This window comes from Bradyrhizobium tropiciagri (genome assembly GCF_001189845.1).
Taxonomy (GTDB): Bacteria; Pseudomonadota; Alphaproteobacteria; order Rhizobiales; family Xanthobacteraceae; genus Bradyrhizobium; species Bradyrhizobium tropiciagri.
The window spans coordinates 84,801-111,450 of record NZ_LFLZ01000028.1 but is presented as its reverse complement, the minus strand read 5'-3'; the positions used below and the strand labels follow the sequence as shown (position 1 = coordinate 111,450).

Sequence of the window (26,650 nt, the reverse complement as noted above, 5' to 3'; positions counted from 1 at the left end):
CCCCACCCGCATCGCCATCTCCGATGCGATGCGACCTCCCCCGCAAGCGGGAGAGGTGCAGCGTGCGCGCCGCTCGACCGACCAAATGGAAGTCAGTGTCCCCTACCCTTTCGCACCCGGCACACCGCCGAACAATTTCGCCTGCTCGGCGCGGCCGGCGTCGACGATGCGGGTGGTGGCGGTTTCGATCTGGTCGCGCAGGCGGGTCATGAACTCGTCGCGCGGCAGGCCGGGCGGCAGCGGATCGAGGAATTCGACCACCAGCGTGCCGGGATAGCGCATGAAGGTGCGGCGCGGCCAGAACAGCCCGGAATTGAGCGCGATCGGTAGGCACGGCACGCCGCTCTCGGCATAGATCTGCGCGACGCCAGCCTTGTAGTTCGGCGCGGCGCCGGGCGCGGTGCGGGTGCCCTCGGGGAAGATCACGAGCTGCCGCCCGAGCTTCACCTCGGCCGCGGCGCGCTTCAGCGTCTTGATCAGCGAGCGCGGGCCGCCGCCGCGCTCGACCGAGATCATGCCGACCTTCTTCAGGTACCAGCCGAACACCGGGATCATCATCAGCTCGCGCTTGAGAATGAACAGCGGGTGATCGAAGAAGCGCACCAGCGCAAACGTCTCCCAGAACGACTGGTGCTTGGAGGCGACGACCAGCGGTCCCGGCGGGATCTTCTCGACGCCGCGGAACTCGATCCGGATGTTGCAGATCACGCGCATCAGGAACAGGCTGGTGTTGGCCCACAAGGCTTCGATCGTCATCAGCGCGCTGCGCGGCAGCAGCAGCGCCGGCAGCGCGACGATGCACAGCAGCACCAGCACCAGATAGAACAGCACGTTGAAGATCAGCGAGCGCAGGAAGATCATTTCAGTCCTTGTTAGACGCCTGCGCCGTCGCCGGGCGGCGTGGCGTGGCCGCCGGCTGCTCGGCGAGATCGGAGGTCAAGTCGAGGCCGATATCGGCCAGCCGCACCCGGACCTCCGCGGCGACATATTTGGCGTATTCCGATAGCAAGAGACGGAACGTTCCGCCACTCGTCCACCACGGCTCGTCGCGCCATTTGTCGCCGACCACCGCGAACGGGATCAGCGTGACATCGGGCATCGCATGCGACAGTTCCACGATGGCGCGCGGCATGTGGTAGTTCGAGGTCACCACGATCAGCGACTTGAAGCCGCGTTCGCGCGCCCAGCGCCGCGTCTCCGCCGCATTGCTGCGGGTGTTGACCGCCGAACGGTCGAGATCGACGCAGCAGCGCATCAGCCCCTGGCTGTCCGGCACCGAACGCGAAATGTCGCTGGCGTCGTTAGTCGGATGCACGCCCGAGATCAGCAGGCGCTTGCCGTAGCCCGCCGCCAACAGCTCCATCGCATCCGACACCCGCGACGAGCCGCCGGTCAGCACCACGATGCCGTCGGCATTGTGCGGCGGGTCGGTCTCGACGCCGCGCAATTGCGCCAGGAAGCCGATGAAACCGACCGCGGCCGCCACGAAGGCCAGCGCCAGCGGCGCGACGATGGCGGCGCGCAGCCAGCCACGCGGGCGCGCGGCATGGCCATTCGGCGACGTATCGTCGGACTGCAAACTCATGTGATGCGGCTACCCTTCCCCCCGGTGATTTTAGAGCATGATCCGGAAAAGTGGAAACCGGTTTTGCCGCGGCCAGGCCCGCGCGTATGCCCGCCAAATCACACTCGCCCCGCGAACCGCGATCACGAAATCGGCGCCATCGTTGCGATGCCGCCGGCCGTCAATCGATGTCGTCGAGCGTGGCGAACAGGGTGCGCCGCGACGCCCAAGCGGTGATCGCCGCGATCAGCACCGCCTGCAACGCCAGCACCAGATAGCCCGACGGACGCAACGAGAAGGTGCCGAGCAGGGCCGCGAACTGGTCGCCCACCGGCGTGCCGGAGAACCAGTTGGCAATCGACTCGGAGAAGCCGAACGCCAGCATCGCCGCGCCGCCGCCGATCAGCCCGCCTTCGAGGCCGAGGCGGAGGAAATGCCGCAGGAAGCGGTTGGCGATGAAGCTGTCGCCGGCGCCGACGAAGTGCAGCACCTCGACGATCGGACGGTTGGCGGCCATCGCGCCACGCGTGGCGAACGACACTGAAATGATCGTGGCGATGATCACGAGGATCAGGATGCCGACACCGGCAAACACGGTGGCGCCGGTCATCGAGCGCATGCGCTCGATCCAGGCGCGGTGGTCGTCGACGCTTGCGGTCGGCGCCACCTGCGTCACCCGCGCGCGCAGCGTAGCGAGATCGAGCGTGGTGCCGGGCTGCACCCGCGCCACGATGACGCGCGGCACCGGCAGTTCGTCGATCGAGAGCCCGCTGCCGAGCCACGGCTCCAGCAGCTTGGCGGATTCCTCCTTGCTGAACGGACGGACCTCGAGAATGCCGGACTGCGCCCGCATCGCATCCGCGGCCGCCTGCGCGTCGCGATCGAGGTCGCGGCCGGGCGAGGGGCGCACCTGGATGGTGATCTCGCTCGAGACTTCCGACTGCCACTCGGCCGCCGACGCGCTGACCAGCAGCACGGTGCCCGTCGTCAGCGAGGCGAGGAAGGTCATGATCGCGACCACCGCAACCAGCGCGCGGCCCGAGATCGAGGCGCGCGGCACGATCGGCGACATGTTGCGCGCGGTGGCCGGGACCTGCGGGCGCTCGCGCCCGAGATCGACCAACGACACTTTCTCGTCGCCGCCCCTATTCATAGATGTGCAGCCGTCCCTGATGCAGCACCAGCCGCCGCGCCTCGTATTGATCCATCAGCGTGATGTCGTGGGTCGCGATGATCACCGCGGTGCCGGATTTGTTGAGCTCGATGAACAGCCGCAGCAGGCGGCGCCCGAGCGTCGGATCGACGCTGCCGGTCGGCTCGTCGGCCAGCAGCAATTGCGGCCGCGAGATCACCGCGCGCGCGATCGCCGCGCGCTGCTTCTCGCCGCCCGACAGGATCGGTGGCAGCGCATCCATCCGCTCGCCGAGCCCGACCCATTTCAACAGGTCGATCACCTCGCGGCGATAAGTCGATTCCTCGCGGCCCATCACGCGGAACGGCAGCGCGACGTTCTCATAGGTCGTCATGTGGTCGAGCAGGCGGAAGTCCTGCAGCACGATGCCGATCCGCTTGCGCAGGTCGGCGACCTGGTCCTTGCTCAGCAGGGAGACATCCTTGCCGAACAGATTGACCAGCCCGCGGGTCGGCCGCAACGACAGGAACAACAGCCGCAGCAGCGAGGTCTTGCCCGCGCCTGACGGCCCGGTGAGGAACTGGAACGAGTGCGCCGGGATCATGAAGGAGAGGTCGCGCAAAATCTCCGGGCCGAGCCCGTAGCGCAGACCGACATTTTCGAACCGAACCAATGCGCTAGCTCCGTTCGAGAGGGCCTGTGGCCCAATACCCAACTACCCAACTCCAGAGCCCTTTCCGTTCCGATGAAATCGGAACGGCTCTGGATTCTTGCTTGGACGCGTTTTCTTCACGCGAACCGGTACCCACTTCGCTCGAAAACGCTTTGGCGGCCCGAACACCCCGCCGAGCGGCCGCGAACCGCACAGAAAGCTTGTGCGTCGGTTATGGTTTCCGATTCGTTAACGGTCGCTCAGTAGCATCCGGGCATACCACACGGTGGAGATTCGGCTCCATGCATATCGTTTGTCCGCATTGTACAACATCCTATGCCATCAATCCGGCCACCCTCGGGGAGGCCGGACGCACCGTCCGCTGTTCCCGCTGCCGCGAGGTCTGGCTGGCCCGGCCGGAGGACGCGATCGGCGCGGCGGCGCCCACTCTGGCCTACGAGGCCGCCGGGTCCAACCTTGCCGCCGAATGGGAGGCGATGGGCCGCGAGGAGGCTGACGAGACCCCAGTGGTCGACAGCCCGTCGATTTCGGCCGATTTGCCCGAGGGGGGCGACGCCGCCGCGTGGCCGGCGGTGGCCGAGGCGGATGCCGCGGCCCATGCCGACGGCCAGGAGGCAACTGGAAAGCGCCGCTTCCGCCTGCCGCGGTTTCCCCGCCTGTTCCGCCTGCCCTCCCTGCCCCGGATTCCCTTCATGCCGGTGATCGGCGCCCTGCCGACCACCTGCGCCGCAATGGCCGCGCTGATCATCGCGCTGTTCGTCTGGCGCAACGACGTGGTGCGGCTGCTGCCGCAGACGGCGCTGTTCTACAAGATGGTCGGGCTCGACGTGAATCTGCGCGGGCTTGCCTTCAAGGACGTCAAGATCACCAACGAGACCGTGGACGGCAAGCCGGTGCTTGTCATCGAGGGCATGATCGTCGGCCAGACCAGGAAGCCGCTCGAATTGCCGCGACTGCGCTTCTCGGTCCGCGACGCGCAGGGCGCCGAGATCTATGCCTGGAATGCGGTGCTGGAGCAGCCGGTGCTCAAGCCCGGCGAACGCGCGTTCTTCAAGTCGCGCCTCGCCTCGCCGCCGGCCGAAGGCCGCAATATCGACGTACGCTTCTTCAACAAGCATGACCTCACCGGCGGCCGCGCCTGAGCTGCGCGCCAACACTTGCGGGAACCGACCATCACCATGACGCGTGTTCTGATCGCCGACGACGAAGATTCGATGCGCTCGCTGGTGGCGCGCGCCATCGCCATGGACGGCCACGAGACCGTGACCGCGCAGGACGGCGCCGAGGCGCTGGAGGTCTTGACGCGCGACGAAGGCGCGTTCGACCTGCTGCTCACCGACATCCAGATGCCTGTGATGGACGGCATCGCACTGGCGCTGACCGCGGCACGCGACTTTCCGGAGTTGAAGATCCTGCTGATGACCGGCTTCGCCCATCAGCGCGAGCGCGCCTCCGGCCTCGAGGCGATCGTGCATGACGTGGTGACCAAGCCGTTCTCGGTCGCCGATATCCGCACCGCGGTGGCGGATGCGCTGGCGGCGAGGAAGGCGAGCTAGGCCGTCTTCGCAGGCGAAACCCACACGTACCTCGTCATGCCCCGCGAAGGCGTGGCATCCAGTACGCCGAGGCCTCTCGATTCAAGCACTGACGTCTCTGGAATACTGGATCGCCCGGTTGAACCGGGCGATGACAGTGGAACGTGTGGTGACTTCAATAATCCTTCAGCAGCCGCTCGATGTAGTCGAGCTCGATCTGCGGGCGTGACGGATCGGCGAGGCGGCGGCGCAGCTCTTCGAGGATGCGGCGGACGCGCTGGACGTCGATCTCGCCGGGGATCTTCACCGTGTAGTCGTCGCCGAATTCGCGGCCATGCAGCGGGCGGCCGAGCGGATCGGTCTGGTTGCCGCCGCTCTGCTGGCGGCCGGCGCGGTTGCCTGGCTGTCGCCGGGCTGGTCGCCGTCGCCCTGCTGCATCGCATCCGCAAGGCTCTGCGCGCCCTTGCGCAGCGCATCCAGCGCGCGGCCCTGCGAATCCACCGCGCCGTCGGCATTGCCCTCGCCGAGCCGCCCGGAGGCATCGCCCATCGCGGAATCGGCCTGGTCGAGCCCGTCGCCGTCGTCGCCCTGATCACCCTGATCGCCGCCTTGCTCGCCCTGCTGGGCCTGATCGCCTTTCTGACCTTTCTGGCCCTTCTGGCCGCGCTGATCCGGACCCATGCCGCGCTTGGCGAGCTCTTCCTGCAGCTTCTTGAGGCGGTCGCGCAGCGCCTGCTGATCCTGCTGCAGGTCGCCCATCGACTGATCGCCCTGCTTGCCGCGCATGCGGTCGCGGCGGGAATCCTGGCCCTGCTTGAAGGTCTTGTCGCGCAATTGCTGCTGCTTGCGGATCATGTCGCCGAGCTCGTTGAGCGACTGCTGCATGTCGTCGTCGCCCTGATTGGGCTGCGCCATCTGCAGGTTTTCCAGCATCTGCTGCATCTGCTCGAGCAACTGCCGGGCCGCATCCTTGTCGCCGGAGCGCGACAGCCGCTCCATGCGATCGAGCATGTTCTTGAGATCCTGCTGGCTCAGCACCTTGGCGTTGGGATCGAGCGGCCGCGCGAGCCGCTGCGGATTGTTGCGGAACTGCTCGACCATCTGGCGCAGGAAATTGTCCAGCGCCGCGCGCAGATTGTCGGTGAGCTTCTTGATCTCCTCGTCGCTCGCGCCGCGCTCGAGCGCCTGCTTGAGCGCGTCCTGCGCCGCGCGCAGCGCCTTGTCGACGTCGCTGATGTTGCCGTCCTCGATGGTGACGGCGAGCGCCCACAGGCTGGCGACGACCTCGCGCAGCTGATCGTCGGTGCGCGCCGCCTCGAGCTGGCGGGCCACGGTGTGGAGGCCGAGATAATAGCCGGTCTCCGGCATGAACATCTCGGGCGCGATCATCAGCGCATCGAGCGCGGCGTAGACCTGGCCGTTCTGGTTGGCATCGAGCGCCAGGATGCGGCGCTGCTCGATCAGCGCGCGCGCTAAGGGCTTGGTGAACAGCCGCTCCGGCAGCCGCATGTTGAACGGTTCGCTCTTGCCCTCATTGCCGGCCTCGTCCTTGGCGGAGAGCGTCAGCGTCACGTCGGCGCCGGCATACGGGTCTTCGCTGAGGTCCTTGACGGTCTGGCCGACGCCGTTGCGGGTGCGCGCATTCGGCAGCACCAGCGGGAATTGCGGCGGCTCGAACAGCGGCCGCGGCTGTGCGGCCTTGCCGTCGGCATCCTTGCTCGCTTCCTTGGTCGCGTCCTTCGCCGCATCACCGGGCCGCGGCGCGAACTGTGCGCGGGCTTCGGTAACGCCGTAATCGTCCTCGAGCTTGTAGGACAGCTGCAAGGCGCCGCGCGCCTGCCGCTCCGGGTCCTTGGCGAGCGCAATCGACGGCGGACGGTCCGGGGTCGCGGTGAATTTCCACTGCGGCTGGCCGGCCGGCGCGCGGACATGCGCGGTGCCGTCGCCGGTGATCTTGAAATGCCGCTCATTGGTGCCCTTCGGCGCCTGCCCCTCCGGTGCCACCTCGGTGACGCCGCCACCGACCACGACGTCGATGGTGCCGCCGCTGGAGCGCACCAAGAGCGTGCTGCCCGAGGGAACCGCGAGCGGGGTGGTGTCGGCCGCGTTGGCGTCCTTGTTGGCGTTCGACAGGATGATCGGCGGCTTGCCGGTGTAGTTCGGCGGCGTCACCCAGGCGTCGACCCGGACATTGGCCGGCGCCATGATGCCGTTCCAGTCGAACGCGGAGGCGATCCGTAGCCCGCGCTCGTCGCCGGCCGCGACATAGGACGCGACCAGCATCACGATGACCAGCGCGCGCAGCGCCCAGGGGTCGTGCAGCGAAACGCGCGGCCGCGGCAGACCGGCGCGGATGCGCTTGATCGAGGCCAGCGTGCGCTCGCGCTGTGCCTGCCACAGCGCCAGCGCGACCGGGTCCTTGTTGGTGAGCGTGTCGGAGAGCGTGGTCGCCGGGCGATGGCGGATGCCGGCGCCGCGGTCGAGCCGGCTCAGGCCCTCCTCGCGGCTCGGCCAGCGGAAGCGCACCAGCGGCAGCAGCGCCGCGAGCGCGGCAAGGCCGAACAGGGCGGCGCCGGCGAGCCGTGCGGCAAACGGCAGCACCAGCCACAGCCCGGCCCAAGACGCCACCAGGAACAGCCCTGCAACCGTCAGGAACCGCGCCAGATGCGGCCAGGCCCGTTCCCACGCAATCGCGAATTTTGCCCGCTGGAGAGCCTCGGTGAGCTTCAGACGCGCGATCGCATCGCTGTCGGGGACGGCGCGTGAGGCGTTGTCAGACGGGTCGATGTTGGCTCCGCTCAATAAAATCTCCGGGGTAGCCGGCAGGTCAGCCTAGCACGGCGGCGGCTTTGAGGCACCCGTTCCGGGGCGTAACCCACACCGGGAAATACGCATAACACGAAGGCGTGACTGCGGCAGTTCGACCCCGTAACGTCCGGGCGAACCATCGTCCTAACGCATGAGGAAAAAATATGGACCAGAAGACGCACGACAAGGGGCTCGAGATCCGCAAGGCGGTGCTCGGCGAGACCTATGTCAACAATGCGCTGAAGAACTCGGACAGCTTCAACAAGCCGTTCCAGGAACTGGTCACGGAATATTGCTGGGGCGCGGTCTGGGGCCGCGAGGAGCTGCCGCACAAGACCCGCAGCATGCTCAATCTCGCGATGATCTCGATCCTGAACCGGCCACACGAATTGAAGGCGCACATCAAGGGCGCGCTGACCAACGGCGTGTCGCGCGACGAGATCCGCGAGATCTTCATGCAGGTCTCGATCTATGCCGGCATCCCCGCCGGCGTCGACAGCTTCCGCATCGCGCGCGAGGTGTTCGCCGAGCTCGACAACAAGGCGTGAGGCCCGGCTGCCTCACCGCCGTCGTCCTGGCGAAAGCCAGGACCCATAACCACCGAATGTCATCGCTACGAAAGCTGTGGCCCTAGATCGGTAAAGCAACAAGGTCCTGGGGTAATGGGTCCTGGCCTTCGCCAGGACGACACTGAATGTGGGGCGCGGGGCTCCGCGCATAACGAAGAAAAGGAAACGACCCATGGAAATCGGATTCATCGGCCTCGGGAAGATGGGCTTCCCGATTGCGCGCCGGCTGATCGAGGCCGGCCACAAGCTCACCGTGTTCGACACCAGCAAGGACGCGCTCGGCAGGCTGGTTGCGCTCGGCGCTGCGGCAGCATCGTCGCCGAAGGACATCGCCGATCGCGTCGAGACCGTGATGGCGAGCCTGCCCTCGCTGCAGGCTTCGCTCGAGGTCGCGACCGGCGCAGGCGGCGTGATCGAAGGCACGCGCGTCAAGCGCTTCATCGATCTCTCCACCGTCGGCTCGCGGATGGCCGTCAAGATCCACGATCTGCTGGCCAAGAAGAACATCGTGCAGATCGACAGCCCGGTCTCCGGCGGCGTCTCCGGCGCCGAGAAGGGCACGCTGGCGGTGATGGTGTCGGGCCCGCGCGCCGATTTCGAGCTGGTCAAGGGCGCGCTCGACGTGATCGGCAAGGTGTTCTTCATCGGCACCAAGCCGGGCTCCGGCCAGACCATGAAGCTCGCCAACAACTTCCTCTCCGCAACCGCGATGGTCGCAACGTCCGAGGCTGTCGTGATGGGCGTGAAGTCCGGGCTCGATCCGGCGGTGATGATCGACGTCATCAATGCCGGCTCGGGGCTGAACACCGCGAGCCGCGACAAGTTTCCGCGCGCGGTCTTGCCGCGCAGCTTCGACTTCGGCTTCGCCACCGGATTGATGGTCAAGGACGTGCGCCTTGCCGTCGAGGAAATGCGCGCGCTCGGGCTCTCGATGGAAGTCGCCGAAGCGGTCGGCCGGCTCTGGGAAGTCATCATCCGCGACGAGGGCCCGGATTCGGATTTCACCGCCGCGATCAAGCCGATCGAGAAGGCCGCGGGCGTGATCGTCGGCGGGGCCAAGGGCGGTAGTCACGCCGCGAAGTAAGATGCGTAGGATGGGTGGAGCGAAGCGATACCCATCATTCGGTATGCGCGGTGAGATGATGGGTATCGCTGCGCTCCACCCATCCTACAAGAGCGACCAACACGCTGTCGTCCCGGGCAAGCGACTTGTCCGCCGTAGCTCAACGAGCGAAGGCGGAAGCGCGACCCGGGACCCATAACCACAGGATTACGTGGCTTAGCTGAGCTGGAGCGCCAGCTCAGCATCGCAATCGAGAGCGGTGGTTATGGGTCCTGGCTTTCGCCAGGACGACACCGAGGATGCGGCACGCTCAGCAGCTCACAACCACGGTGCCGGCTTATCCATCGCGATCAGCGCGTCGACGTCGATACGCGGGCGGACCACGGCGTACTGGTCGTCCTTGACCAGCACCTCCGGCACCAGCGGCCGCGTGTTGTAGGTGCCGGACTGCACTGCGCCATAGGCGCCGGCGGTCATGATCGCCAGGAGATCGCCGGCCTTCGGCTGCGGCAGCGCGCGGTCGAGCGCGAGATAGTCGCCGGTCTCGCAGACCGGGCCGACCACGTCGGCAACCATGGTCGGCGTGCCCGCGGCCGGCTCGCGCACCGGCAGGATGTCGTGATGCGCTTCATACAGCGTCGGCCGGATCAAATCGTTCATCGCAGCGTCGATGATGACGAAGTTCTTGCTTCGCCAGGCTTCACATGGATCACGCGGCTGACCAGGATGCCGGCATTGCCGACGATCAGACGGCCCGGCTCGAACATCAGCGTGCAGCCGAGATTATGCGTGACGCGCTTGACCATCGCCGCATAGGCATCGGGTGCCGGCGGCGCGGCGCGGTCCATGTAATAGGGAATGCCGAGGCCGCCGCCGAAATCGATGTGCGAGATGTCGTGGCCGTCGGCGCGCAGCGTCTGCACGAATTCAGCGAGCAGCCGGAAGGCGACTTCCAGCGGGCCGAGATCGGTGATCTGGCTGCCGATATGCACGTCGGTGCCGGTGACCTTGATGCCCGGCAGCTTCGCCGCACGGGCATAGACCTCGCGGGCGCGCGCGATCGGGATGCCGAACTTGTTCTCGGACTTGCCGGTCGAGATCTTGGCATGGGTGCCGGCATCGACGTCGGGATTGACCCGCACCGAGATCCGCGCGGTCGTCTTCATCTCGACCGCAAGGCGCGACAGCATTTCGAGCTCCGGCTCGGACTCGATGTTGATGCAGAGGATGTCGGTAGCGAGCGCGGCACGCAGCTCGCTTTCGGTCTTGCCGACGCCGGAGAATACGATCTTCGACGGCGGAATACCGGCCGCCAGCGCCCGCTTCAACTCGCCGCCGGACACCACGTCGGCGCCGGCGCCGAGCTTGGCCAGCGTGCGCAGCACCGACTGGTTGGAGTTCGCCTTCATCGCGTAGCAGACCAGCGCCTTCTCGCCGGTAAAGGCCTCGGTGAAGACGCGGTAGTGCCGCTCCAGCGTCGCCGTCGAATAGCAATAGAACGGCGTGCCGACGGCTTCCGCCAGCTCAATGAGATTGACCGCCTCGGCATGCAGCACGCCGTTGCGATAGTCGAAATGGTTCATGACGGACTTTATCTTTTTGAGCATGATTTTTTCGGAAAACCGCTTCGCACTTTTCCGGATCATGCTCGAGATATTAGTTGCCGAGCAACGGATCGAGGACGAAGGGCCGTTTATTGCCACGCGTCGCGGCCGGCGCGGCCTCCGAGCCATAGGTCGGATTGAACACGCTGGGCTGTGCCGCCCGCTCGCTCTCGGTGTCGCTCGGTGCTGCGCCCGGCGCGGCGTTCGCGGTCGGCGGCAGGTCGAGCGGTCCCTTGCGGCCGCAGCCGCCGAGCGCAAGCGCTGACACGCTCAGCACAATGATGGCCCATCCCGAGGGGGTCAGGCGGTTCTTGCTAATCACGACGAATTCCCCAATTCGGGCGGCACCATACAAACATTGGCGTGCTCTGGCGAGAGGCGGAGCGCTCAGAAATCACGGCCAAATTTTCTCGTTCAGCCCAATTTTCGCTCTTTTTCCAGCCGCTTGGCCCAGGCTTTGGCCTGCGCCATCACATTCTTCGGCGCCGTGCCGCCAAACGAGGTCCGGCTCTTCACCGAGGATTCGACGCTGAGCACCTTCAGGGCGTCCGCCGTGATCTTCGGCTCGACCTCCTGCATGGCCGCAAGCGGCAGCTCGTGCAGCGCGACGCCCTGCTTGGAGGCCAGGCCGACGATCCGCCCGGTAACATGATGGGCATCGCGGAACGGCATTTTCAGGGTGCGCACCAGCCAGTCGGCAAGGTCGGTCGCGGTGGCGTAGCCCTCGCCGGCCGCGGCCCTCATCTTCGCCTCGTCCGGAACGAGATCCTCGACCATGCCGGTCATGGCGCGGATCGCAAGCGACAGCGCCTCGAACGCCTCCATCGCGCCCTGCTTGTCCTCCTGCATGTCCTTTTGATAGGCGAGCGGCAGGCCCTTCATCACGATCAGCAGCGCCGTGAGCGCGCCGATCACGCGGCCGGTCTTGGCGCGCACCAGCTCGGCGGCGTCCGGGTTGCGTTTCTGCGGCATGATCGACGAGCCGGTGGTGAACTTGTCGCTGAGCTTGACGAGACCGACCAGCGGCGACGTCCAGATCACGATCTCCTCGGCGAAGCGCGACATGTGCACCGCGCAGATCGCGGTCGCCGACAAGGTCTCCAGCACGAAATCGCGGTCGGATACCGCGTCCAGCGAATTGGCCATCGGCCGGTCGAAGCCGAGCGCTTGGCGGTCGCAGCCCGATCGATCGGGAACGAGGTGCCGGCGAGCGCGGCGGCGCCGAGCGGCGATTCGTTCAGCCGCTTGCGCGCGTCGGTAAAGCGGCCGCGGTCGCGGCCGGCCATCTCGACAAAGGCGAGGAGATGATGACCGAAGGCACCGGCTGCGCGGTCTGCAGATGGGTGAAGCCCGGCATCACGGTTCCGGCATGCTCCAGCGCACGGGTGACCAGCGCCTGCTGGAACGCGGCCAGCGCCGCATCGGTCTCGTCGATGGTGTCGCGGACATAGAGCCGGAAATCGGTCGCGACCTGGTCGTTGCGCGACCGCGCGGTATGCAGCCGGCCCGCCGCAGGCCCGATCAGCTCGGACAGCCGCGACTCGACATTCATATGGATGTCCTCGAGCGCGCGCTTGAAGTCGAAACCGCCCTTGCCGATCTCTGACAAAATCGTGTCTAGACCTTTACCGATATTTTTCGCATCAGCTGACGTGATGATGCCTTGCGCGGCGAGCATCGCGGCGTGGGCCTTGGACGCGGCAATGTCCTGGGCATAAAGGTGCCGGTCGACGTCGATGGAGACGTTGATTTCCTCCATGATCGCGTCGGGACGCTCCGAGAACCGGCCGCCCCACATCTTGTTGCTCATGACATCTCGCTCACGAATTTGTATTGCAGGCCCTGCTGTTTCATTGGCCGTAGCGGCGAAACAGCATGGCGGTTCCGGACGTATTAGCTCGTTGTATGAGCATGATCTTTTCGGAAAACCGCTTCGCACTTTTCCGGATCATGCTCCAGCACTGCATAGCCACAACTGACCCAGGATGACAAACGATATGCCCGAGACGACCCCATCTGAATCGACTGCCAAGCCGACGGCCAAGCGGCGTATCCCGCTGGTGATCGGCGCCGTGCTGGTCGGGGCCGTGCTCGGCTATATCGGGGTCTCCAGCCTCAGGCATCCCGCCGGCGGCGACATCGCGTGCAACAGCGCGGTGGATCTGGCCAAGAAAATCGCCCCGCTCGCCCATGGCGAGGTCGCGGCGCTGACCATGGCAACCACCCCCTTGCGGCTGCCCGATCTGGCCTTCGAGGACGCCAACGGCCAGCCGAAGAAGCTGTCGGATTGGCGCGGCAAGACCGTGCTGGTCAATCTGTGGGCGACCTGGTGCGTGCCCTGCCGCAAGGAAATGCCGGCGCTCGACAGCCTGCAGACCAAGCTCGGCGGCAAGGATTTCGAGGTGGTCGCAATCAACATCGACACCCGCGACCCGGACAAGCCAAAGAACTTCCTGAAAGAGGCCAATCTGACCAGGCTGGATTATTTCAGCGACCAGAAAGCCAAGGTGTTTCAGGACCTTAAGAACATAGGCAAGGCGCTGGGCATGCCGACCTCGGTGCTGGTCGACGGCAAGGGCTGCGAAATCGCCAATATCGCCGGTCCCGCCGAATGGGCGAGCGACGATGCGATCAAGCTGGTCAAGGCGGCGCTACAGCCGGCCGCGGCGGGGTTCTAGTCGTTTTGGCGCCCGGGGTTGACCTGATCGTATGGGATGCTGCCGCCACCCCGGCGTCATTGCGAGCGCAAGCGAAGCAATCCATCCCTCCGCGCAAGCCGAAGCATGGATTGCTTCGTCGCTTCAGCGCAAAATTGCTTTGCAATTTTGTCGCGAGCTCCTCGCAATGACGGATTGGATGGAATTTGGGCCCCTTTCAGGAAAGGGGCCGCGCCTGGGCCTGTGAACTCAGGCGACGGCGTTGAGGTTGCCGCCGACGCCGGGACCGAGATTGGCGGTCGACGGCGTACCGAGCAGGGTTTGAACCGCGAACTTTTCCGCGTCGAGGTTCTGCTTGGTCACGCGGGTTGCGATCTCACCCTGCAGATTGCCCTGCTGCATCGAGAGGATGCTGGTGACCATGCTCATCGTGTCCATACGCGGTACTCCCAAGTTCGACCTTAGGTAGCGCGCGAAAGTTAATACTTGGGTAATGGATCGCCGCGTCAGGCTGACGCATCGTCTTCGAAGCGCAAGAGATCGCCAGGCTGGCACTTCAGATAGGTGCAGATCCGTTCCAGCGTCTCGAACCGGACGCCCTTCACCTTGCCCTGCTTGAGCAGGGACAAATTGGCCTCGGTGATCCCGACATATTCGGCAAGCTCCTTCGACTTCACATTGCGCTCGGCGAGCATCACGTTGAGCCGGACCCGGATCGGCATCGCAAATGCCTCAGACGAATTGCGCGTGCTCGTCGGCGATCGCATTGGCTTCGGCCATCACCCAGGCCGTGACCGCGACCAGACCCGCGAACAAGAGCGCCAGCAACGTGTCAGAGCCGAGCGCGATGACGATCGACTTGCCCTGCGCGTAGGTCTGCCAGCTCAGCAGGATCGAGAGCAGCGCGCCGATCAGCGGCTTCAGCAAGGTCGAGACCAGCATCGCAATTGCGAGGTCGCGCAGCCCCGCCACGTTGTCGGCCGTGAAGAAGCGCCCTTGCGCGAACGATTTGAAGCAGCGGCGCACGCGCGACAATCCCCAGATCAGACAGGCGAGCGGCAGCGCCGAGACGACGAGCGCCATCAGGCGGACCAGCCAGCCGATGGGATGGAACGCGATGCCGGTCAGCCCCGCATCGCGCAGGATCGCCTCATCGGGGCTCGCCAGCCAATAGGCCAGCAATCCCACGGCGAGCACGAGCGAGATGCCGGTGCACGCGTAGGCAAGCACGCGGCTGATCGCACTGATGCGCTCGAGGCGGGCCGGCCGCACGGATTGGGAAAGCTCTGACGAGAGGGACGCGGGCATGTTCGACCTCGGGATTGCTGATCTGATATTATTGTTCTACGATAATTATTATCTGCAGGTCAACATCACTGGAAACCTGACCAATGCCCGTCCGCTTCATACGCACTGCCTGCGCCGCCCTCGCCGGACTCTTCGTCACCGTCGCACCGGTTTGCGCGCAAGCTTCGACTTCGCGCGGCCAGATATCAGTCGCACAGGTGAAGGCGATGCTGGATCAAGCCGCGACAAATCCAACCGCAAGACAGACGCTGACGGCCTATCTGGCCGGCGCCGGCGAGACGGCGGGATGGCTGCTCGACGCGGGACGCGATCACGGTGCGCCACCTTGTGCACGCCGGCTGACGCTCGACGCACAGCAGGCGCGTGATGCGATCGCAAGTGCCGGGAACGGCGCCACCGAGACACCTGCAACGCCGCTGATCATCCGCGACATGCTGAAGCGCGCGGGATGCCGCCTGAGCGAATAAGTGGAGGAACGACGGCCCTTAACGCGTCGGGACCGGCTTGTCGCCGCGATAGTCGTAGAAGCCGCGCTGGGACTTGCGTCCGAGCCAGCCGGCCTCGACGTACTTCACCAGCAGCGGGCACGGCCGGTACTTGGAGTCGGCCAGCCCCTCGTGCAGCACCTGCATGATCGACAGGCAGGTGTCGAGGCCGATGAAATCGGCGAGCTCGAGCGGGCCCATCGGATGGTGCGCGCCGAGCTTCATCGCGGCGTCGATCGCCTCGACGTTGCCGACGCCTTCATACAGCGTGTAGATCGCCTCGTTGATCATCGGCAGCAGGATGCGGTTGACGATGAAGGCGGGAAAATCTTCCGAGACCGCAACCTGCTTGCCGAGCCTGGCGACGAACGCCTTGGCGGTGTCGAAGGTCGTGTCGTCGGTGGCGATGCCGCGGATCAGCTCGACCAGCTCCATCGCCGGCACCGGATTCATGAAGTGAATGCCGATGAATTTCTCCGGGCGGTCGGTCGAGGCGGCGAGCCGCGTGATCGAGATCGACGACGAGTTGGTCGCGACGATCGCGTCCGGCTTCAGCACCGCGCAGACCTCATGGAAGATCTTGCGCTTGGTCTCTTCCTTCTCGATCGCGGTCTCGATCACGAGATCGCAATCGGCGAGCGCATCGAGCGTCTCGGCGGAGGTGATGCGGTCGAGCGCCTGCTTGCGCTCGGTCTCGCTGATCCCCTTCTTGGCGACCTGGCGGGTCAGATTGCCGTTGATGGTCGCCAGCGCCGACTTCAGCCGGTCGCCGGACACGTCGTTGAGCACCACGTCGAAGCCGGCCAGCGCCGCCACATGGGCAATGCCATTGCCCATCTGGCCCGAACCGATCACGCCGACCTTTTTGATTGCCACCGTCATCTTGTCATCCACCGGAACGGCGCGCACGTCGCGCCTGCCCAATCCCAACGATACCCGAAGCGAAGCCTTCCGGGTTGCCCAACCCGCCGGAAAACGTTTCCCGGGACCATGATGTGATGACAGGTCATCACATCCCAATCCCATTTCCCCCTGTCGGGCACGATCCTTCCGGAAAAACGTTTCCGGATCATTGCCTCGAAAATTATAACACCGGCCGGAGCTTAGCCATCCGGCCGGCGTCTTGTCGCTTACTTTCCGAGCTTGCCGAGCGCTTCGGTGAGCTCCGGAACCGCCTGGTAGAGGTCGGCGACCAGGCCGTAATCGGCGACCTGGAAGATCGGCGCGTCCTCATCCTTGTTGATGGCGACGATCACCTTGCTGTCCTTCATGCCGGCCAGATGCTGGATCGCACCGGAGATGCCGACCGCGACATAAAGTTCCGGGGCCACCACCTTGCCGGTCTGGCCGACCTGCCAGTCGTTCGGCGCATAACCGGCATCGACCGCGGCGCGCGAGGCGCCGACGCCGGCACCGAGCTTGTCGGCGAGCGGCTCGATGTACTTGGCGAAGTTCTCGCGGCTCTGCATCGCGCGGCCACCCGAGACGATGATCTTGGCCGAGGTCAGTTCCGGACGGTCGCTCTTGGCGACTTCCTCACCGACGAACGTCGACAGGCCCGGATCGGCAGCCGAAGCGGCGTTCTCGATCGCGGCGCTGCCGCCTTCACCGGCGGCGGCGAAGGTCGAGGTGCGGACCGTGATCACCTTCTTGGCGTCCTTCGACTTCACGGTCTGGATCGCGTTGCCGGCATAGATCGGCCGCTCATAGGTGTCGGGCGCGACGACCTTGATGATCTCGGAGACCTGCATGACGTCGAGCAGCGCTGCGACGCGCGGCATCACATTCTTGAAGCGCGAGGTCGCGGGCGCGACGAAGGCGTCGTAGCCGGGCGCCAGCGCGACGATCAGCGCAGCCAGCGGCTCGGCAAGGTCGTGCTCATAGGCGGGGCCTTCGGCCACCAGCACCTTACTGACGCCGGCAAGCTTGGCAGCTGCTTCCGCCGCCGCCTTGGTGCCCTGGCCGCCACCGGCAACCAGCACATGGACGTCGCCGCCGAGCTGGCTCGCCGCGGTCAGCGCCTTGTTGGTCGAGTCCTTCAGGGTCTCGTGGTCGTGTTCAGCAATCAACAGCGTCGTCATCAGAGAACCCCGGCTTCGGTCTTGAGCTTGTTCACGAGTTCGGCGACGTCCTTGACCTTGACGCCCGCCTTGCGGCCTGCCGGTTCCGCGGTCTTCAGCACTTCCAGACGCGGCGTCACATCGACGCCATAGTCAGCGACGCTCTTGTCGTCGATCGGCTTCTTCTTCGCCTTCATGATGTTGGGCAGCGACGCGTAGCGCGGCTCGTTGAGGCGGAGGTCAGTGGTGACGATCGCCGGGCCCTTGAGCTTGATGGTCTGCAGGCCGCCGTCGACTTCGCGCGTGACCTTGAAGTCCGATCCTTCGACTTCGAGCTTGGAAGCGAAGGTCGCCTGCGACCAGCCGAGCAGCGCGGCCAGCATCTGGCCGGTCTGGTTCGAGTCGTCGTCGATCGCCTGCTTGCCGAGAATGACGAGGCCGGGCTGCTCCGCCTCGACCACCGCCTTCAGGATCTTGGCGACCGCGAGCGGTTCGACATTGCCTTCGGCCTTGACGAGGATGCCGCGGTCGGCGCCCATCGCAAGCCCGGTGCGAATGGTCTCGGAGGCCTGCGCGGGTCCGATCGACACCACCACCACTTCGGTCGCCTTGCCGGCTTCCTTCAGCCGCAGCGCTTCCTCGACGGCAATCTCGTCGAACGGGTTCATCGACATCTTGACGTTGGCGAGCTCTACGCCCGTCCCGTCACTCTTGACGCGGACCTTGACGTTGTAGTCGACGACCCGCTTTACCGGCACAAGAACCTTCATCGATCCTCTTTCGCTTTGATTTTATGGGTTTCGGTTGGCTGGCGCGGAACCTAAAGGTCCAGTTTCCCCCGGTCAACGCGCCAAAGCCAAAAAACCGTCACCCGGTTTTGAGCCAGTCTAGAGCACTTCCGGTTCTGATTGCATCAGAACCGGCGCTCCAGATTCATGTTTTGGCGCGTTTTCTTGACGCGAACCGGCGTCCACTTCGCTCGAAAACGCTTCAGCGGTTCTGGCCCGGCACCCACAACACGTCTCCCGCCCCCTTATTGTTCTGGAAGCGGCTGGCAACGAACAGGAAATCCGACAGCCGGTTCATATACTGAATGCCAGCCGCGTTGACCGGCTCGTCGGGCCGGGCGGCGAGTTCCACCATCATCCGTTCCGCGCGGCGACATATCGTCCGGGCGAGATGCAGATATGCGGCAGCAGGCGTGCCGCCGGGCAGCACGAACGAGGTCAGCGGCGCGAGCTGATCGTTCAGGCGGTCGATGTCGCGCTCGAGCCGCTCGACCTGGCTTGCCAGCACGCGCAGGCGTTCGGCCTTGCCTCGCGCTCGGGCACCGCAAGGTCGGCGCCGAGATCGAACAGATCGTTCTGAATCCGGCCGAGCATCGCATCGACCTCGGGACTATCGGCCAGATGCAGCCGCACCACGCCGATCGCGGCGTTGGTCTCGTCGACGGTGCCGTAGGCGGCAACGCGCAGATCGTATTTCGGCCGCCGCTCGCCGGAGCCGAGCGCGGTGGTGCCATCATCGCCGGTGCGCGTGTAGATCCGATTGAGAACGACCATGGCCGTGATCTCCTAAGGTTTGCGCATCGCTGTTATCGCCCCATCGCCCAGACCGCGAGCATCGCGATGACGATAGCGACGAACTGCAGCAGCACGCGCAGCCGCATCAGCTTCTGCGATGTGTTCGGCGAGCCGCCCTTCATCATGTTGACGAGGCCGAGCAGGAGCACCAGCGCGACGGCGCCGACGGCGATGGGAAGAATGATCGTGCTGAGAAGAGATGTCATCTGCGGTACATAACACCGCATGACGCGGACTTCCACACAGGCGGCCGATGCAACCAACTGGCTTTTCAGTGCGTAATATCAGATGCTGGGTCCGTTCTCGGGCCGAGCCGTTTTCGACAATGCCGGGTGGAATGTGAAGCAGCTTCGTTACGTCACCCACGTCGTGATGGATGCCTTTTACACGTTCCTCGCCGATGACGGCTGGGCGATCGCGAGCCACATCGCGCTGTCGACCCTGATGGCGCTGTTTCCGTTCCTGATCGTGCTGACGTCGGTGGCCGGCTTCTTCGGCTCCAAGCAGCTCGCCGACCAGGCCGTCGGACTGTTGCTGCAGGTCTGGCCGGATCAGGTCGCCGAGGCGCTGTCCGGCCAGATCCACGACGTGCTGACCAACACCCGCGGCGACATCCTGACCATCGGCGCGGTGCTCGCGGTCTACTTCGCCTCCAACGGCGTCGAGGCGCTGCGGGTGGCGCTGAACCGCGCCTATGCCGTGATCGAGCCGCGGCGCTGGTACTGGCTGCGGCTGGAATCGATCGGCTACACGCTGGTCGCGGCGTTCACCTCGCTGGCGATGGCCTTCCTGATCGTGCTCGGGCCGCTGATGATCGAGGCGGCGCGGCGCTATATCCCGTTCTTCGTCGAATCCAACGAGAGCCTGCTCAACATCGCCCGCTACGGCATCACGATACTGGCGCTGGTCGTCGCGCTGTTCATCCTGCATGCCTGGCTGCCGGCAGGCCGCCGCGGCTTCACCCAGATCCTGCCCGGCATCATCTTCACCGTGGCGGCCTCGCTGATCTCGGGCATCGGCTTCGGCATGTACCTGGCGCGCTTCGCCAACAATTACGTCACGATGTATGCGGGGCTGGCCTCGGTAATCATCGCACTGGTGTTCCTGTATTTCATCGCCGCGATCTTCGTGTTCGGCGGCGAGTTGAACGCGGCGATCATCAAGTCGCGGCTGCCGCGCGGCGTGTCGCTTCAAGCAGCGCAGTCGCTAGCGCCCGCGGAGAGACAGGTTTGACCAGGAAGGCGTCGGCGCCGGCGGCGCGCGCCGCGGCTTCGTCCTCGGCGCGGCCGGAGATCCCGACGATCACGATGCGGCCGTGCGGCGACGGCAGCGCGCGGATGCGCTTGATGGCTTCGACACCGCTGATGCCGGGCAGCACCATGTCCATCAGCACCGCGTCGAAGGCGCCCTGTCCGAGCCTGTCGGCCGCGCCCTCGCCCTGACCGATGAATTCGGCGTGGTGACCGAGTTCGGTCAGGATGGTGTTGAGCACGACGCGGCCGAACGGATTGTCCTCGACGCTGAGCAGCCGCAGCCCCTGCGACGACGGCGCCGCCGTGCCTTCGCTCGCGGGCGCGCCGGCCGGCCCTTCGGCTGCGACCAGCACCACGTTAAGGGTGAAGGTGGTGCCGCCGCCTGAGCGCTGGGCCGCGACGACGTCGCCGCCCATGGCGCGTGCAAGCTGCTTGACCGAGGACAGTCCGAGCCCGGAGCCGCCGAAGCGCGCGGCGATCGAGACATTGGCCTGCGAGAACGGCCGGAACAGGCGCTTGACCTCCGCTAGCGTCAGGCCGATGCCGCTGTCGGAGATCGCAAAGGCAACGCCGATCCTGCCGTCCGCCCGTCGCTTCGCCGCAGGCACCGGCGCGACGCGCAGCTCGATGCTGCCCTGCTCGGTGAACTTGACGGCGTTGTCGATCAAATTCTCCAGCGCGGCGCGCAGGCGGACCGGATCGCCGACCGCGAAGGCGGGGAGCTTGCCGGAGATCTCGACCGAGGCCCGCAGTCCCTTGGCTGCGGCCCGGCCGGCCAGCGAATCGCCGGCATGGCGCGCCAACGTGCGCAGGTCGAAGAAGTCCTGCCGGATCTCGAGCCCCGGCCCCTCGCTGCGGGCGGCATCGACGAACAGGGTCGCAAGGCTCGCCAGATGTTCGGCGCCGGCCCTGATGGTATCGACCCAGCGCCGCTCGCGCTCGCCGAGCTCCGATGTCGCGAGCAGGTTGCTGATCGCAAGGATACCGGTCAGCGGCGTCCGCACCTCATGGGCAAAGGCGGCGAGCGCGGTCTCGACCATGCCGGGTCCAGACCTGGCTCCGGACTTGGCTGATGTCTTTGGCGCGGCCCGCGTGTGGCGCGGCTTGGCCGCCGTCCTGGCCTTGCCGGTCTTGGCCTTGCCGGTCTTGGAGTCGCGGGTCTTGGCGGCGCGGGTCTTCGGCGGCGCGCCCTTGGCTCGCCGCTTGCTGCGCCGTCCGCGCGATGATGTCGCCATGATCTCCGTGACCCCGCCCCGCAGCCAACATGGCATGCCAGGAGTGGCGGAGTCACGGCGCTGTTTGGGAGGAGCCAAGGCAAATCAGGATGATGGTAAGCGCTCCATCCGCTTGCTGCGTCCTCCCCGCAAGAGCAGGGCATCGCAGGGGCGCCTCCAGCCAAAATGTCGAAAACAACCCCATGCAAAGGAGCCGGTGGCCGCCAGGGCCTGACGCCGCAACTTGACATGTCGGGCAAATCGGCGGTATTTTTCTATTATTCAGAAATCACGCAAGACCCATCGCCTCCGCAAGAGGACGTGGAGCGCCGCACCTCGGTGGCGGACTACACCAAACCGACCAGGCGGCGGATATCGGCCGGGCTGGCGCCCTCCGCCCGCAGCTCGCGCAACCCGGTCGCCTGGGTCGATTTCGACAGCTTTTGGCCGGCCGCGTCGCGGATCAGCGCATGGTGCCGGTAGACCGGCACGGGCAGGCCAAGCAGCTCCTGCAACAGCCGATGCACGCTGGTCGACCAGAACAGGTCAACGCCCCTGACCACGTCGGTGACGCCTTGCAGGGCGTCGTCGATCACGACCGAGAGGTGGTAGCTGGTTGGGGTCTCCTTGCGGGCCAGTATCACGTCGCCCCAGGCCTCGGGCCGGGCCGCGACGTCTCCGCGCTCGCCGGCCGGGCCTTCGCCCGCTTCCTGCCAGGATAGGCCGCCGGCGCGCGCGACGGCTGCGGCCATGTCGAGCCGCAGCGCGAACGGCGCGCCCTGACCGATCAGCCGGTCGCGCTCCCCCGCCGGCAGCGATTTCGCCGCCCCCGGATAAAGCGGCGCACCGTCCGGATCACGCGGCCAGGCGCCGCCTGCTTCTCTCTCCGCGACCAGCCGCGCGATCTCGGCGCGGCTCTCGAAGCTCGGATAGACCAGCCCCTGTGCCGACAGGCGGTCGATCGCCGCACGATAGGCGGCAAAATGCTCCGACTGCCGGCGCACCGGAGTCTCCCAGGCGATGCCGAGCCAGGCGAGATCCTCGTAGATCGCCGCCTCGAACTCCGGCCGGCAGCGCGTCGAATCGATGTCCTCGATCCGCAGCAGCAAGCGTCCGCCCGACTGCCGCGCGAGATCGTGGTTGAGCAACGCCGAATAAGCGTGGCCGAGATGCAAATAGCCGTTCGGACTCGGTGCAAAACGGAAAACGGGTGGCATGGCGTGTGATCGCGCGTCATTGCCGGGCATAGCCGTCTGAACGACGGCGTCGCTTCCGCTCGCCTATGCCCGGCGATCCATCTGGACAAGACTCTGTTACGATAGGAGATGGACATGCGGGTCCCGGCTACGCCAAGGCCCGCGCATCCAGGCCCGCCGGAGCTTTAGCAGAGGCGGCAAGCCCGCGCATGACGAGTCGAAACGATCCCGCAATGCTGATTCATCTCGAAACCCAGGCCGATCTCGACGACGCCATCCACAAACTGGTCGACCAGGATCGACGCCTGCGCCCGATCCTCGAATTGACCGGCATGCCGGCGATCCGGCAGCGTGAGCCGGGGTTTGCGGGACTTGCCGCGATCATCTGCGGCCAGCAGCTGTCGACCGCGAGTGCTGCCGCGATCTGGGGGCGCGTCAGCCAGGCATTCGACCCGTTCCATCATGATGTGATCCGCAAGGCGCGCGCCGACCGTCTCGGCCGGCTCGGATTGTCCGCCGCGAAGATCAAGACGCTCAAACACATCGCCCGCGAGCTCGCCGAGGAGCGGCTGAACCTCGACGTGCTTGCCAACGAGGAGGCCGATGCCGCGCACAACACGCTGACCGCGCTGCCCGGGATCGGCCCCTGGACCGCCGACGTCTATCTCTTGTTCTGCCTCGGCCATGGCGATGCCTGGCCGGCCGGCGACCTCGCCGTGCAGGAAGCGGTCAAGGTCGGGCTCGGGCTGAAGGAGCGGCCGACGCCGAAGCAGATGGCGCCGCTCGCCGAGCCGTGGCGTCCGCTGCGCGGCGCCGCCGCGCACCTGTGGTGGGCCTACTATCGCGTGATGAAGAATCGCGAAGGCGTGATCGCCGGTGCGAAATAGAGCGTCGACGAGAAAAACCAACAAGCAGGTCAATCGCGTGCTATATCGTCAGCGGACGAATATTTTATCGATTTGCCGACTTCGCACCTCTAGCACGTCCAGCACTTCTTTCCCGTAAGGAGGACGGACCTGGTATCGCTCCGTACCCCGCTGTCGCTCCTCCTGATATCCCTGGGCGCGATCGCCGCGACGTGGTGGTGGCTGGGCATCCCGGTCAACCTGCCGCGCGCGCCGATCGATCCGAACGACAAGGTTCAGTGCATCTCGTACGCACCGTTCCGAAACAATCAGACATCACTATCGCCGGCGACGCAGGTCTCGCCGGAACAGATCGCGGAAGACCTCGCGCAACTTGCCAAGATATCCCACTGCATCCGCACCTATGCGACCGATCTCGGCCTCGACCAGATTCCCGGACTTGCGGCGAAGGCAGGGCTGAAAGTCATCCAGGGCATTTTCCTCGATCGGGACCGCAAGAAGAATGCGACGCAGGTCGAAACGGCGATCCGTCTCGCCAGGGAATATCCGGACACGATCATTGCGCTGGTCGTCGGCAACGAGGTCCTGCTGCGCAAGGAAATGGCGGCGTCCGACCTCGCCGCCCTGATCCGCTCGATCAAGGCGCAGGTCAGCGTCCCCGTCACCTATGCCGAGGTCTGGGAGTTCTGGCTGAGCAATCGCGAACTTTCCGACGCCGTCGACTTCGTCACGATTCACATCCTGCCCTATTGGGAGAATATTCCGATCCGGGCGGATCTGGCGGCCGCGCACGCAGACGAGATTCGCAAGCAGGTCGCGGCGGCGTTCCCGGGCAAGGAAATCTTCATCGGAGAAGTCGGCTGGCCGAGCGAGGGGCGAATGCGCGAGTCCGCGCTGCCATCGCGCACCAATCAGGCGCGCGTGGTCGCGGAGGTGCTCGACCTGGCGCGGCGCGAGCATTTCCGCGTCAACCTGTTCGAGGCCTATGACGAAGGATGGAAGCGCGAGATCGAGGGCACGGTCGGCGGCTCCTGGGGCCTGTTCGATTCCGAACAGCGAACGCTGAAATATCCGGCCGGCGTGCCGATCAGCAATTTCCCGTACTGGAAACTGCAGATGGGCAGCGGAATGGCGCTGGCGATCCTGGTGTTCGGCGTCGCATGGCTGACCTTGCGCCGCAAGCCGAGGGAGTCAATGGAATCGACGCTCGTGCCATGGCTGGCGGTCGGCCTCTCGGCGACCACAGGTGGAATCCTGTTCGGGGTCGCTGCGCAACGACTGGTCTATGAAAGCTACGGAACCGGAGGCTGGCTGGTGTGGGGCTCGCTTCTCGTGGCGGCAACGGCCTCGCCGGTGTTCGGTGCCAATGCCCTGGTGTCGGGTCGCGCACCGCCGAGCTTTGCGGAACTGCTGGGTCCGAAGGGCTACCACACAGAATCGATGCTGGTGACGATGCACGGATTGGCCTTGATGGTCACCGCGGTGATCGCCACGGCGACCGCGCTCGGCCTCATCTTCGACCCGCGCTTCATCGATTTTCCGTTCGCGCCTCTCACGATGGCGGCGGTGCCCTTTGCAGCCATGACGCTGCTCAATCCCCCCGCGAAGGGAAGCCGCCCTCTGGCGGAACCGATGTTTGCCGGCATTTACCTTGCGGCGGCAATCTATACGGTGCTCAACGAGGGACTGGAGAACTGGCAGGCGCTGTGGACGTGCGCCGTCTTCGTCCTGCTCGCGGCGACGCTGTGGCGGGCGCGGGCCTGAGCATGCGTTCTCGCTTTGGGGCGCGTACTCCTAAAACCAGTTCAGGCGTGCGGAAATGGCGGGGTCCGGATTGCGCTAACAAGCAGACATCAACGATGGCAGATTGAATGTCTCCTTATGGCCCCACAAGGCGACATCGGCTTAGGGCGACGGCGCGCTATTTGGTGTACACAACCAATTCTTAGCGTTCTGCGTGTACGTTCACGTCCATCATGTTTGGCAAAAGAACCGTTGGGCTCTTATTGTGCGCGATTTCTCTGGCGTCATGCGAGCAGCCAGAAGAGAAAATCCTTCCCGTGCCGCCTGATCAAGAAATCTTCCAAAAGGCTTGGAATCTACCCGGCGGAGCGCCGATTCCGCACGACATAAGTCATTGGACCGGAAGGGTGATGACCAAGAATGCGGTGTATTCAGCAGAGACTGGTTGGCATGTTGAAGTGTTCGTGGTCCAGATCGCAAAAAACCTTGCGTTCGTCGCCTATGGCGAAGATCCCAAACTGGCAGCTGATCCCAAAACGCGATTGCGAACGGACGTCGCTCACGCGGGATATTACGTCGAATTCGATGGCGTGCGAGTTGATCAGCCTAAATTCATGCAATCTGACCTTGAGATTCCTGATAACGGGAAACTTCGTCTGATCGAAATCAAGCTAACGCGTTTGCGGGTGCCCCGATACGTTTCTCAAGGCCACGGATTTTGACAAGCAAGATGTCTGCTTCGGGGCCCAAAGGCCAACATGTTGGACGGAAGCTTACCCCCTCATCGTTAAAGTCGATAGCTGATCGGTGTCGTAGCGAGCTCGAAGATCCGCAAGCGCCTTGGGATCCGGTGCGCCCTGAGCCGCGAGTTTGGCCAGCTCTTCGAAATAGTGCTCATGGCCTGGCGGAGAGACCGTCATCAGCACGCGCGCTGGTTTGTCGCTGACATTCGTGATGTTGTGCGGCACCCCCGGCGGGATGAACAAATAAGTGCCGGGCGTTGCGCGGATCGTCTTGTCCCTTACCTGCCACTCACACTCGCCCTCGAGTACGTAGAAGGTCTCCTCCTGCACACGGTGAACGTGCCGCCCGGTGGCAAATCCCGCTGGGATGGTCCAATCGAACATACTTGTATGCTTGGTATCCTTGCCGGTGACGAGGAAAACCATAGGCTTGCCACGCAGCGTGACGCCTTTGTTCTCGTCCGGCATGCGAATGACGGCATCGGCGCTCATTTGATCCTCCATGCAGCAGGTGCTTGTTTCCGTTGGCATTTGTGAACATCGGCCGTCCCGGCCGCGAAGTCGTGAAGGACTTGCCAAAAATTTGCTAAAAGC

At 65.2% G+C, this 26,650-nt stretch carries 25 protein-coding genes and 4 pseudogenes; 10 read left to right on the top strand and 19 right to left on the bottom strand.

Features of this window, described 5'->3' with window-relative positions:
* Positions 1 to 102: 102 nt before the first annotated feature.
* The 4 genes from AKN84_RS22590 to ftsE form a co-directional block, all read right to left on the bottom strand.
* Positions 103 to 861 (bottom strand): lysophospholipid acyltransferase family protein, encoded by a 759-nt coding sequence (locus AKN84_RS22590; protein WP_050422803.1) that lies wholly within the window; start codon positions 859 to 861, stop codon positions 103 to 105.
* A 1-nt stretch (position 862) separates the two neighbouring features.
* Positions 863 to 1,585 (bottom strand): YdcF family protein, encoded by a 723-nt coding sequence (locus tag AKN84_RS22585; protein WP_050422802.1) that lies wholly within the window; start codon positions 1,583 to 1,585, stop codon positions 863 to 865.
* Positions 1,586 to 1,745: 160 nt separating this feature from the next.
* Positions 1,746 to 2,717, bottom strand: a complete 972-nt coding sequence (locus tag AKN84_RS22580) for a cell division protein FtsX (protein ID WP_050422801.1) — start codon at positions 2,715 to 2,717, stop codon at positions 1,746 to 1,748.
* A complete protein-coding gene (gene ftsE / locus AKN84_RS22575; RefSeq protein ID WP_021079468.1) occupies positions 2,710 to 3,369 on the bottom strand; it encodes a cell division ATP-binding protein FtsE in 660 nt (219 codons plus the stop codon). Before ftsE ends, AKN84_RS22580 begins: the two co-directional genes overlap by 8 nt.
* 281 nt (positions 3,370 to 3,650) lie before the next feature.
* On the opposite strand from ftsE, the gene AKN84_RS22570 reads away from it, so the two are divergent.
* Both AKN84_RS22570 and AKN84_RS22565 read left to right on the top strand, forming a co-directional pair.
* Positions 3,651 to 4,511 carry an MJ0042-type zinc finger domain-containing protein gene (locus AKN84_RS22570; RefSeq protein WP_050422800.1) on the top strand — a complete coding sequence of 287 codons (861 nt, stop codon included), beginning with the start codon at positions 3,651 to 3,653 and terminating at the stop codon, positions 4,509 to 4,511.
* Between the two features lie 36 nt (positions 4,512 to 4,547).
* Positions 4,548 to 4,925, top strand: coding sequence for a response regulator (locus tag AKN84_RS22565; protein WP_050422799.1), 378 nt, complete (start codon positions 4,548 to 4,550; stop codon positions 4,923 to 4,925).
* A gap of 154 nt (positions 4,926 to 5,079) precedes the next feature.
* Here AKN84_RS22565 and AKN84_RS22560 read toward each other — a convergent pair.
* A pseudogene (locus AKN84_RS22560) lies at positions 5,080 to 7,706 on the bottom strand (TIGR02302 family protein).
* 170 nt (positions 7,707 to 7,876) lie between these two features.
* On the opposite strand from AKN84_RS22560, the gene AKN84_RS22555 reads away from it, so the two are divergent.
* The gene (locus AKN84_RS22555; RefSeq protein WP_050422798.1) at positions 7,877 to 8,260 is read left to right on the top strand and encodes a carboxymuconolactone decarboxylase family protein; all 384 of its coding nucleotides are present in this window, start codon (positions 7,877 to 7,879) and stop codon (positions 8,258 to 8,260) included.
* Positions 8,261 to 8,453: 193 nt separating this feature from the next.
* On the top strand, positions 8,454 to 9,365 hold the full coding sequence (locus AKN84_RS22550) for an NAD(P)-dependent oxidoreductase (protein WP_050422797.1): 912 nt from the start codon (positions 8,454 to 8,456) through the stop codon (positions 9,363 to 9,365).
* A gap of 297 nt (positions 9,366 to 9,662) precedes the next feature.
* Here the strand turns inward: AKN84_RS22550 and lysA are convergent.
* The 3 genes and pseudogenes from lysA to argH all read right to left on the bottom strand — a co-directional run bounded on the left by lysA (position 9,663) and on the right by argH (position 12,758).
* Positions 9,663 to 10,927: pseudogene (lysA, locus tag AKN84_RS22545) on the bottom strand (diaminopimelate decarboxylase).
* 73 nt (positions 10,928 to 11,000) lie between these two features.
* Positions 11,001 to 11,270: an LPS translocon maturation chaperone LptM gene (gene lptM, locus AKN84_RS22540; RefSeq protein WP_050422796.1), complete on the bottom strand. Its 270-nt coding sequence runs from the start codon at positions 11,268 to 11,270 to the stop codon at positions 11,001 to 11,003.
* Positions 11,271 to 11,362: 92 nt separating this feature from the next.
* A pseudogene (gene argH / locus AKN84_RS22535) lies at positions 11,363 to 12,758 on the bottom strand (argininosuccinate lyase).
* Between the two features lie 187 nt (positions 12,759 to 12,945).
* Here argH and tlpA point away from each other — a divergent pair.
* Positions 12,946 to 13,626: a thiol:disulfide interchange protein TlpA gene (gene tlpA, locus AKN84_RS22530; protein ID WP_050422815.1), complete on the top strand. Its 681-nt coding sequence runs from the start codon at positions 12,946 to 12,948 to the stop codon at positions 13,624 to 13,626.
* Between the two features lie 228 nt (positions 13,627 to 13,854).
* Here the strand turns inward: tlpA and AKN84_RS22525 are convergent, their stop codons facing one another.
* From AKN84_RS22525 to AKN84_RS22515, 3 genes are all read right to left on the bottom strand, one after another.
* Positions 13,855 to 14,043, bottom strand: a complete 189-nt coding sequence (locus tag AKN84_RS22525) for a putative motility protein (protein WP_050422795.1) — start codon at positions 14,041 to 14,043, stop codon at positions 13,855 to 13,857.
* Between the two features lie 68 nt (positions 14,044 to 14,111).
* The gene (locus AKN84_RS22520) at positions 14,112 to 14,327 is read right to left on the bottom strand and encodes a helix-turn-helix domain-containing protein (protein WP_050422794.1); all 216 of its coding nucleotides are present in this window, start codon (positions 14,325 to 14,327) and stop codon (positions 14,112 to 14,114) included.
* 10 nt (positions 14,328 to 14,337) lie between these two features.
* Positions 14,338 to 14,913, bottom strand: a complete 576-nt coding sequence (locus AKN84_RS22515; protein WP_128971071.1) for a DUF2975 domain-containing protein — start codon at positions 14,911 to 14,913, stop codon at positions 14,338 to 14,340.
* A gap of 83 nt (positions 14,914 to 14,996) precedes the next feature.
* Between AKN84_RS22515 and AKN84_RS22510 the strand changes: the two genes are divergently transcribed.
* Entirely contained in the window at positions 14,997 to 15,380 is a 384-nt protein-coding gene (locus tag AKN84_RS22510; protein ID WP_050422792.1) for a hypothetical protein, read from the top strand.
* Positions 15,381 to 15,398: 18 nt separating this feature from the next.
* On the opposite strand, the gene AKN84_RS22505 is transcribed toward AKN84_RS22510, so the two are convergent.
* The 5 genes and pseudogenes from AKN84_RS22505 to AKN84_RS22485 all read right to left on the bottom strand — a co-directional run bounded on the left by AKN84_RS22505 (position 15,399) and on the right by AKN84_RS22485 (position 19,247).
* The gene (locus AKN84_RS22505) at positions 15,399 to 16,280 is read right to left on the bottom strand and encodes a 3-hydroxybutyryl-CoA dehydrogenase (RefSeq protein WP_050422814.1); all 882 of its coding nucleotides are present in this window, start codon (positions 16,278 to 16,280) and stop codon (positions 15,399 to 15,401) included.
* A 248-nt stretch (positions 16,281 to 16,528) separates the two neighbouring features.
* The gene (locus AKN84_RS22500) at positions 16,529 to 17,479 is read right to left on the bottom strand and encodes an electron transfer flavoprotein subunit alpha/FixB family protein (protein WP_050422791.1); all 951 of its coding nucleotides are present in this window, start codon (positions 17,477 to 17,479) and stop codon (positions 16,529 to 16,531) included.
* Positions 17,479 to 18,228, bottom strand: a complete 750-nt coding sequence (locus AKN84_RS22495) for an electron transfer flavoprotein subunit beta/FixA family protein (RefSeq protein WP_016845285.1) — start codon at positions 18,226 to 18,228, stop codon at positions 17,479 to 17,481. Before AKN84_RS22495 ends, AKN84_RS22500 begins: the two co-directional genes overlap by 1 nt.
* Positions 18,229 to 18,448: 220 nt before the next feature.
* Positions 18,449 to 19,020, bottom strand: a pseudogene (locus AKN84_RS22490) (cob(I)yrinic acid a,c-diamide adenosyltransferase).
* Between the two features lie 32 nt (positions 19,021 to 19,052).
* Complete coding sequence (locus AKN84_RS22485) at positions 19,053 to 19,247, bottom strand: twin transmembrane helix small protein (RefSeq protein WP_050422790.1); 195 nt, start codon at positions 19,245 to 19,247, stop codon at positions 19,053 to 19,055.
* 82 nt (positions 19,248 to 19,329) lie between these two features.
* Between AKN84_RS22485 and AKN84_RS22480 the strand changes: the two genes are divergently transcribed.
* Positions 19,330 to 20,274, top strand: a complete 945-nt coding sequence (locus tag AKN84_RS22480; RefSeq protein WP_050422789.1) for a YihY/virulence factor BrkB family protein — start codon at positions 19,330 to 19,332, stop codon at positions 20,272 to 20,274.
* Here AKN84_RS22480 and AKN84_RS22475 read toward each other — a convergent pair.
* Together AKN84_RS22475 and gluQRS are read right to left on the bottom strand one after the other, a co-directional pair.
* Positions 20,201 to 21,529, bottom strand: coding sequence for an ATP-binding protein (locus tag AKN84_RS22475; RefSeq protein WP_050422788.1), 1,329 nt, complete (start codon positions 21,527 to 21,529; stop codon positions 20,201 to 20,203). The two genes, AKN84_RS22480 and AKN84_RS22475, sit on opposite strands and share 74 nt — an antisense overlap.
* A gap of 326 nt (positions 21,530 to 21,855) precedes the next feature.
* Positions 21,856 to 22,725: a tRNA glutamyl-Q(34) synthetase GluQRS gene (gene gluQRS / locus AKN84_RS22470; RefSeq protein ID WP_050422786.1), complete on the bottom strand. Its 870-nt coding sequence runs from the start codon at positions 22,723 to 22,725 to the stop codon at positions 21,856 to 21,858.
* A gap of 212 nt (positions 22,726 to 22,937) precedes the next feature.
* Here gluQRS and AKN84_RS22465 point away from each other — a divergent pair, with 212 nt between their 5' ends.
* The 3 genes from AKN84_RS22465 to AKN84_RS22455 all read left to right on the top strand — a co-directional run bounded on the left by AKN84_RS22465 (position 22,938) and on the right by AKN84_RS22455 (position 26,035).
* A complete protein-coding gene (locus AKN84_RS22465) occupies positions 22,938 to 23,591 on the top strand; it encodes a DNA-3-methyladenine glycosylase family protein (RefSeq protein ID WP_050422785.1) in 654 nt (217 codons plus the stop codon).
* 171 nt (positions 23,592 to 23,762) lie between these two features.
* Entirely contained in the window at positions 23,763 to 25,334 is a 1,572-nt protein-coding gene (locus AKN84_RS22460) for a glycoside hydrolase family 17 protein (RefSeq protein ID WP_050422784.1), read from the top strand.
* 389 nt (positions 25,335 to 25,723) lie between these two features.
* Complete coding sequence (locus AKN84_RS22455) at positions 25,724 to 26,035, top strand: hypothetical protein (RefSeq protein WP_050422783.1); 312 nt, start codon at positions 25,724 to 25,726, stop codon at positions 26,033 to 26,035.
* 51 nt (positions 26,036 to 26,086) lie between these two features.
* Here the strand turns inward: AKN84_RS22455 and AKN84_RS22450 are convergent, their stop codons facing one another.
* Positions 26,087 to 26,548, bottom strand: coding sequence for a cupin domain-containing protein (locus tag AKN84_RS22450; protein ID WP_050422813.1), 462 nt, complete (start codon positions 26,546 to 26,548; stop codon positions 26,087 to 26,089).
* Positions 26,549 to 26,650: the final 102 nt, after the last annotated feature.

Bases quoted from the DNA above. Each gene is read 5' to 3' on its own strand.
- AKN84_RS22590 (WP_050422803.1), bottom strand. From the start codon at position 861: ATGATCTTCCTGCGCTCGCTGATCTTCAACGTGCTGTTCTATCTGGTG.
- AKN84_RS22585 (WP_050422802.1), bottom strand. From the start codon at position 1,585: ATGAGTTTGCAGTCCGACGATACGTCGCCGAATGGCCATGCCGCGCGC.
- AKN84_RS22580 (WP_050422801.1), bottom strand. From the start codon at position 2,717: ATGAATAGGGGCGGCGACGAGAAAGTGTCGTTGGTCGATCTCGGGCGC.
- AKN84_RS22570 (WP_050422800.1), top strand. From the start codon at position 3,651: ATGCATATCGTTTGTCCGCATTGTACAACATCCTATGCCATCAATCCG.
- AKN84_RS22565 (WP_050422799.1), top strand. From the start codon at position 4,548: ATGACGCGTGTTCTGATCGCCGACGACGAAGATTCGATGCGCTCGCTG.
- AKN84_RS22555 (WP_050422798.1), top strand. From the start codon at position 7,877: ATGGACCAGAAGACGCACGACAAGGGGCTCGAGATCCGCAAGGCGGTG.
- AKN84_RS22550 (WP_050422797.1), top strand. From the start codon at position 8,454: ATGGAAATCGGATTCATCGGCCTCGGGAAGATGGGCTTCCCGATTGCG.
- tlpA (WP_050422815.1), top strand. From the start codon at position 12,946: ATGCCCGAGACGACCCCATCTGAATCGACTGCCAAGCCGACGGCCAAG.
- AKN84_RS22525 (WP_050422795.1), bottom strand. From the start codon at position 14,043: ATGGACACGATGAGCATGGTCACCAGCATCCTCTCGATGCAGCAGGGC.
- AKN84_RS22520 (WP_050422794.1), bottom strand. From the start codon at position 14,327: ATGCCGATCCGGGTCCGGCTCAACGTGATGCTCGCCGAGCGCAATGTG.
- AKN84_RS22515 (WP_128971071.1), bottom strand. From the start codon at position 14,913: ATGCCCGCGTCCCTCTCGTCAGAGCTTTCCCAATCCGTGCGGCCGGCC.
- AKN84_RS22510 (WP_050422792.1), top strand. From the start codon at position 14,997: ATGCCCGTCCGCTTCATACGCACTGCCTGCGCCGCCCTCGCCGGACTC.
- AKN84_RS22505 (WP_050422814.1), bottom strand. From the start codon at position 16,280: ATGACGGTGGCAATCAAAAAGGTCGGCGTGATCGGTTCGGGCCAGATG.
- AKN84_RS22500 (WP_050422791.1), bottom strand. From the start codon at position 17,479: ATGACGACGCTGTTGATTGCTGAACACGACCACGAGACCCTGAAGGAC.
- AKN84_RS22495 (WP_016845285.1), bottom strand. From the start codon at position 18,228: ATGAAGGTTCTTGTGCCGGTAAAGCGGGTCGTCGACTACAACGTCAAG.
- AKN84_RS22485 (WP_050422790.1), bottom strand. From the start codon at position 19,247: ATGACATCTCTTCTCAGCACGATCATTCTTCCCATCGCCGTCGGCGCC.
- AKN84_RS22480 (WP_050422789.1), top strand. From the start codon at position 19,330: ATGCTGGGTCCGTTCTCGGGCCGAGCCGTTTTCGACAATGCCGGGTGG.
- AKN84_RS22475 (WP_050422788.1), bottom strand. From the start codon at position 21,529: ATGGCGACATCATCGCGCGGACGGCGCAGCAAGCGGCGAGCCAAGGGC.
- gluQRS (WP_050422786.1), bottom strand. From the start codon at position 22,725: ATGCCACCCGTTTTCCGTTTTGCACCGAGTCCGAACGGCTATTTGCAT.
- AKN84_RS22465 (WP_050422785.1), top strand. From the start codon at position 22,938: ATGCTGATTCATCTCGAAACCCAGGCCGATCTCGACGACGCCATCCAC.
- AKN84_RS22455 (WP_050422783.1), top strand. From the start codon at position 25,724: ATGACCAAGAATGCGGTGTATTCAGCAGAGACTGGTTGGCATGTTGAA.
- AKN84_RS22450 (WP_050422813.1), bottom strand. From the start codon at position 26,548: ATGAGCGCCGATGCCGTCATTCGCATGCCGGACGAGAACAAAGGCGTC.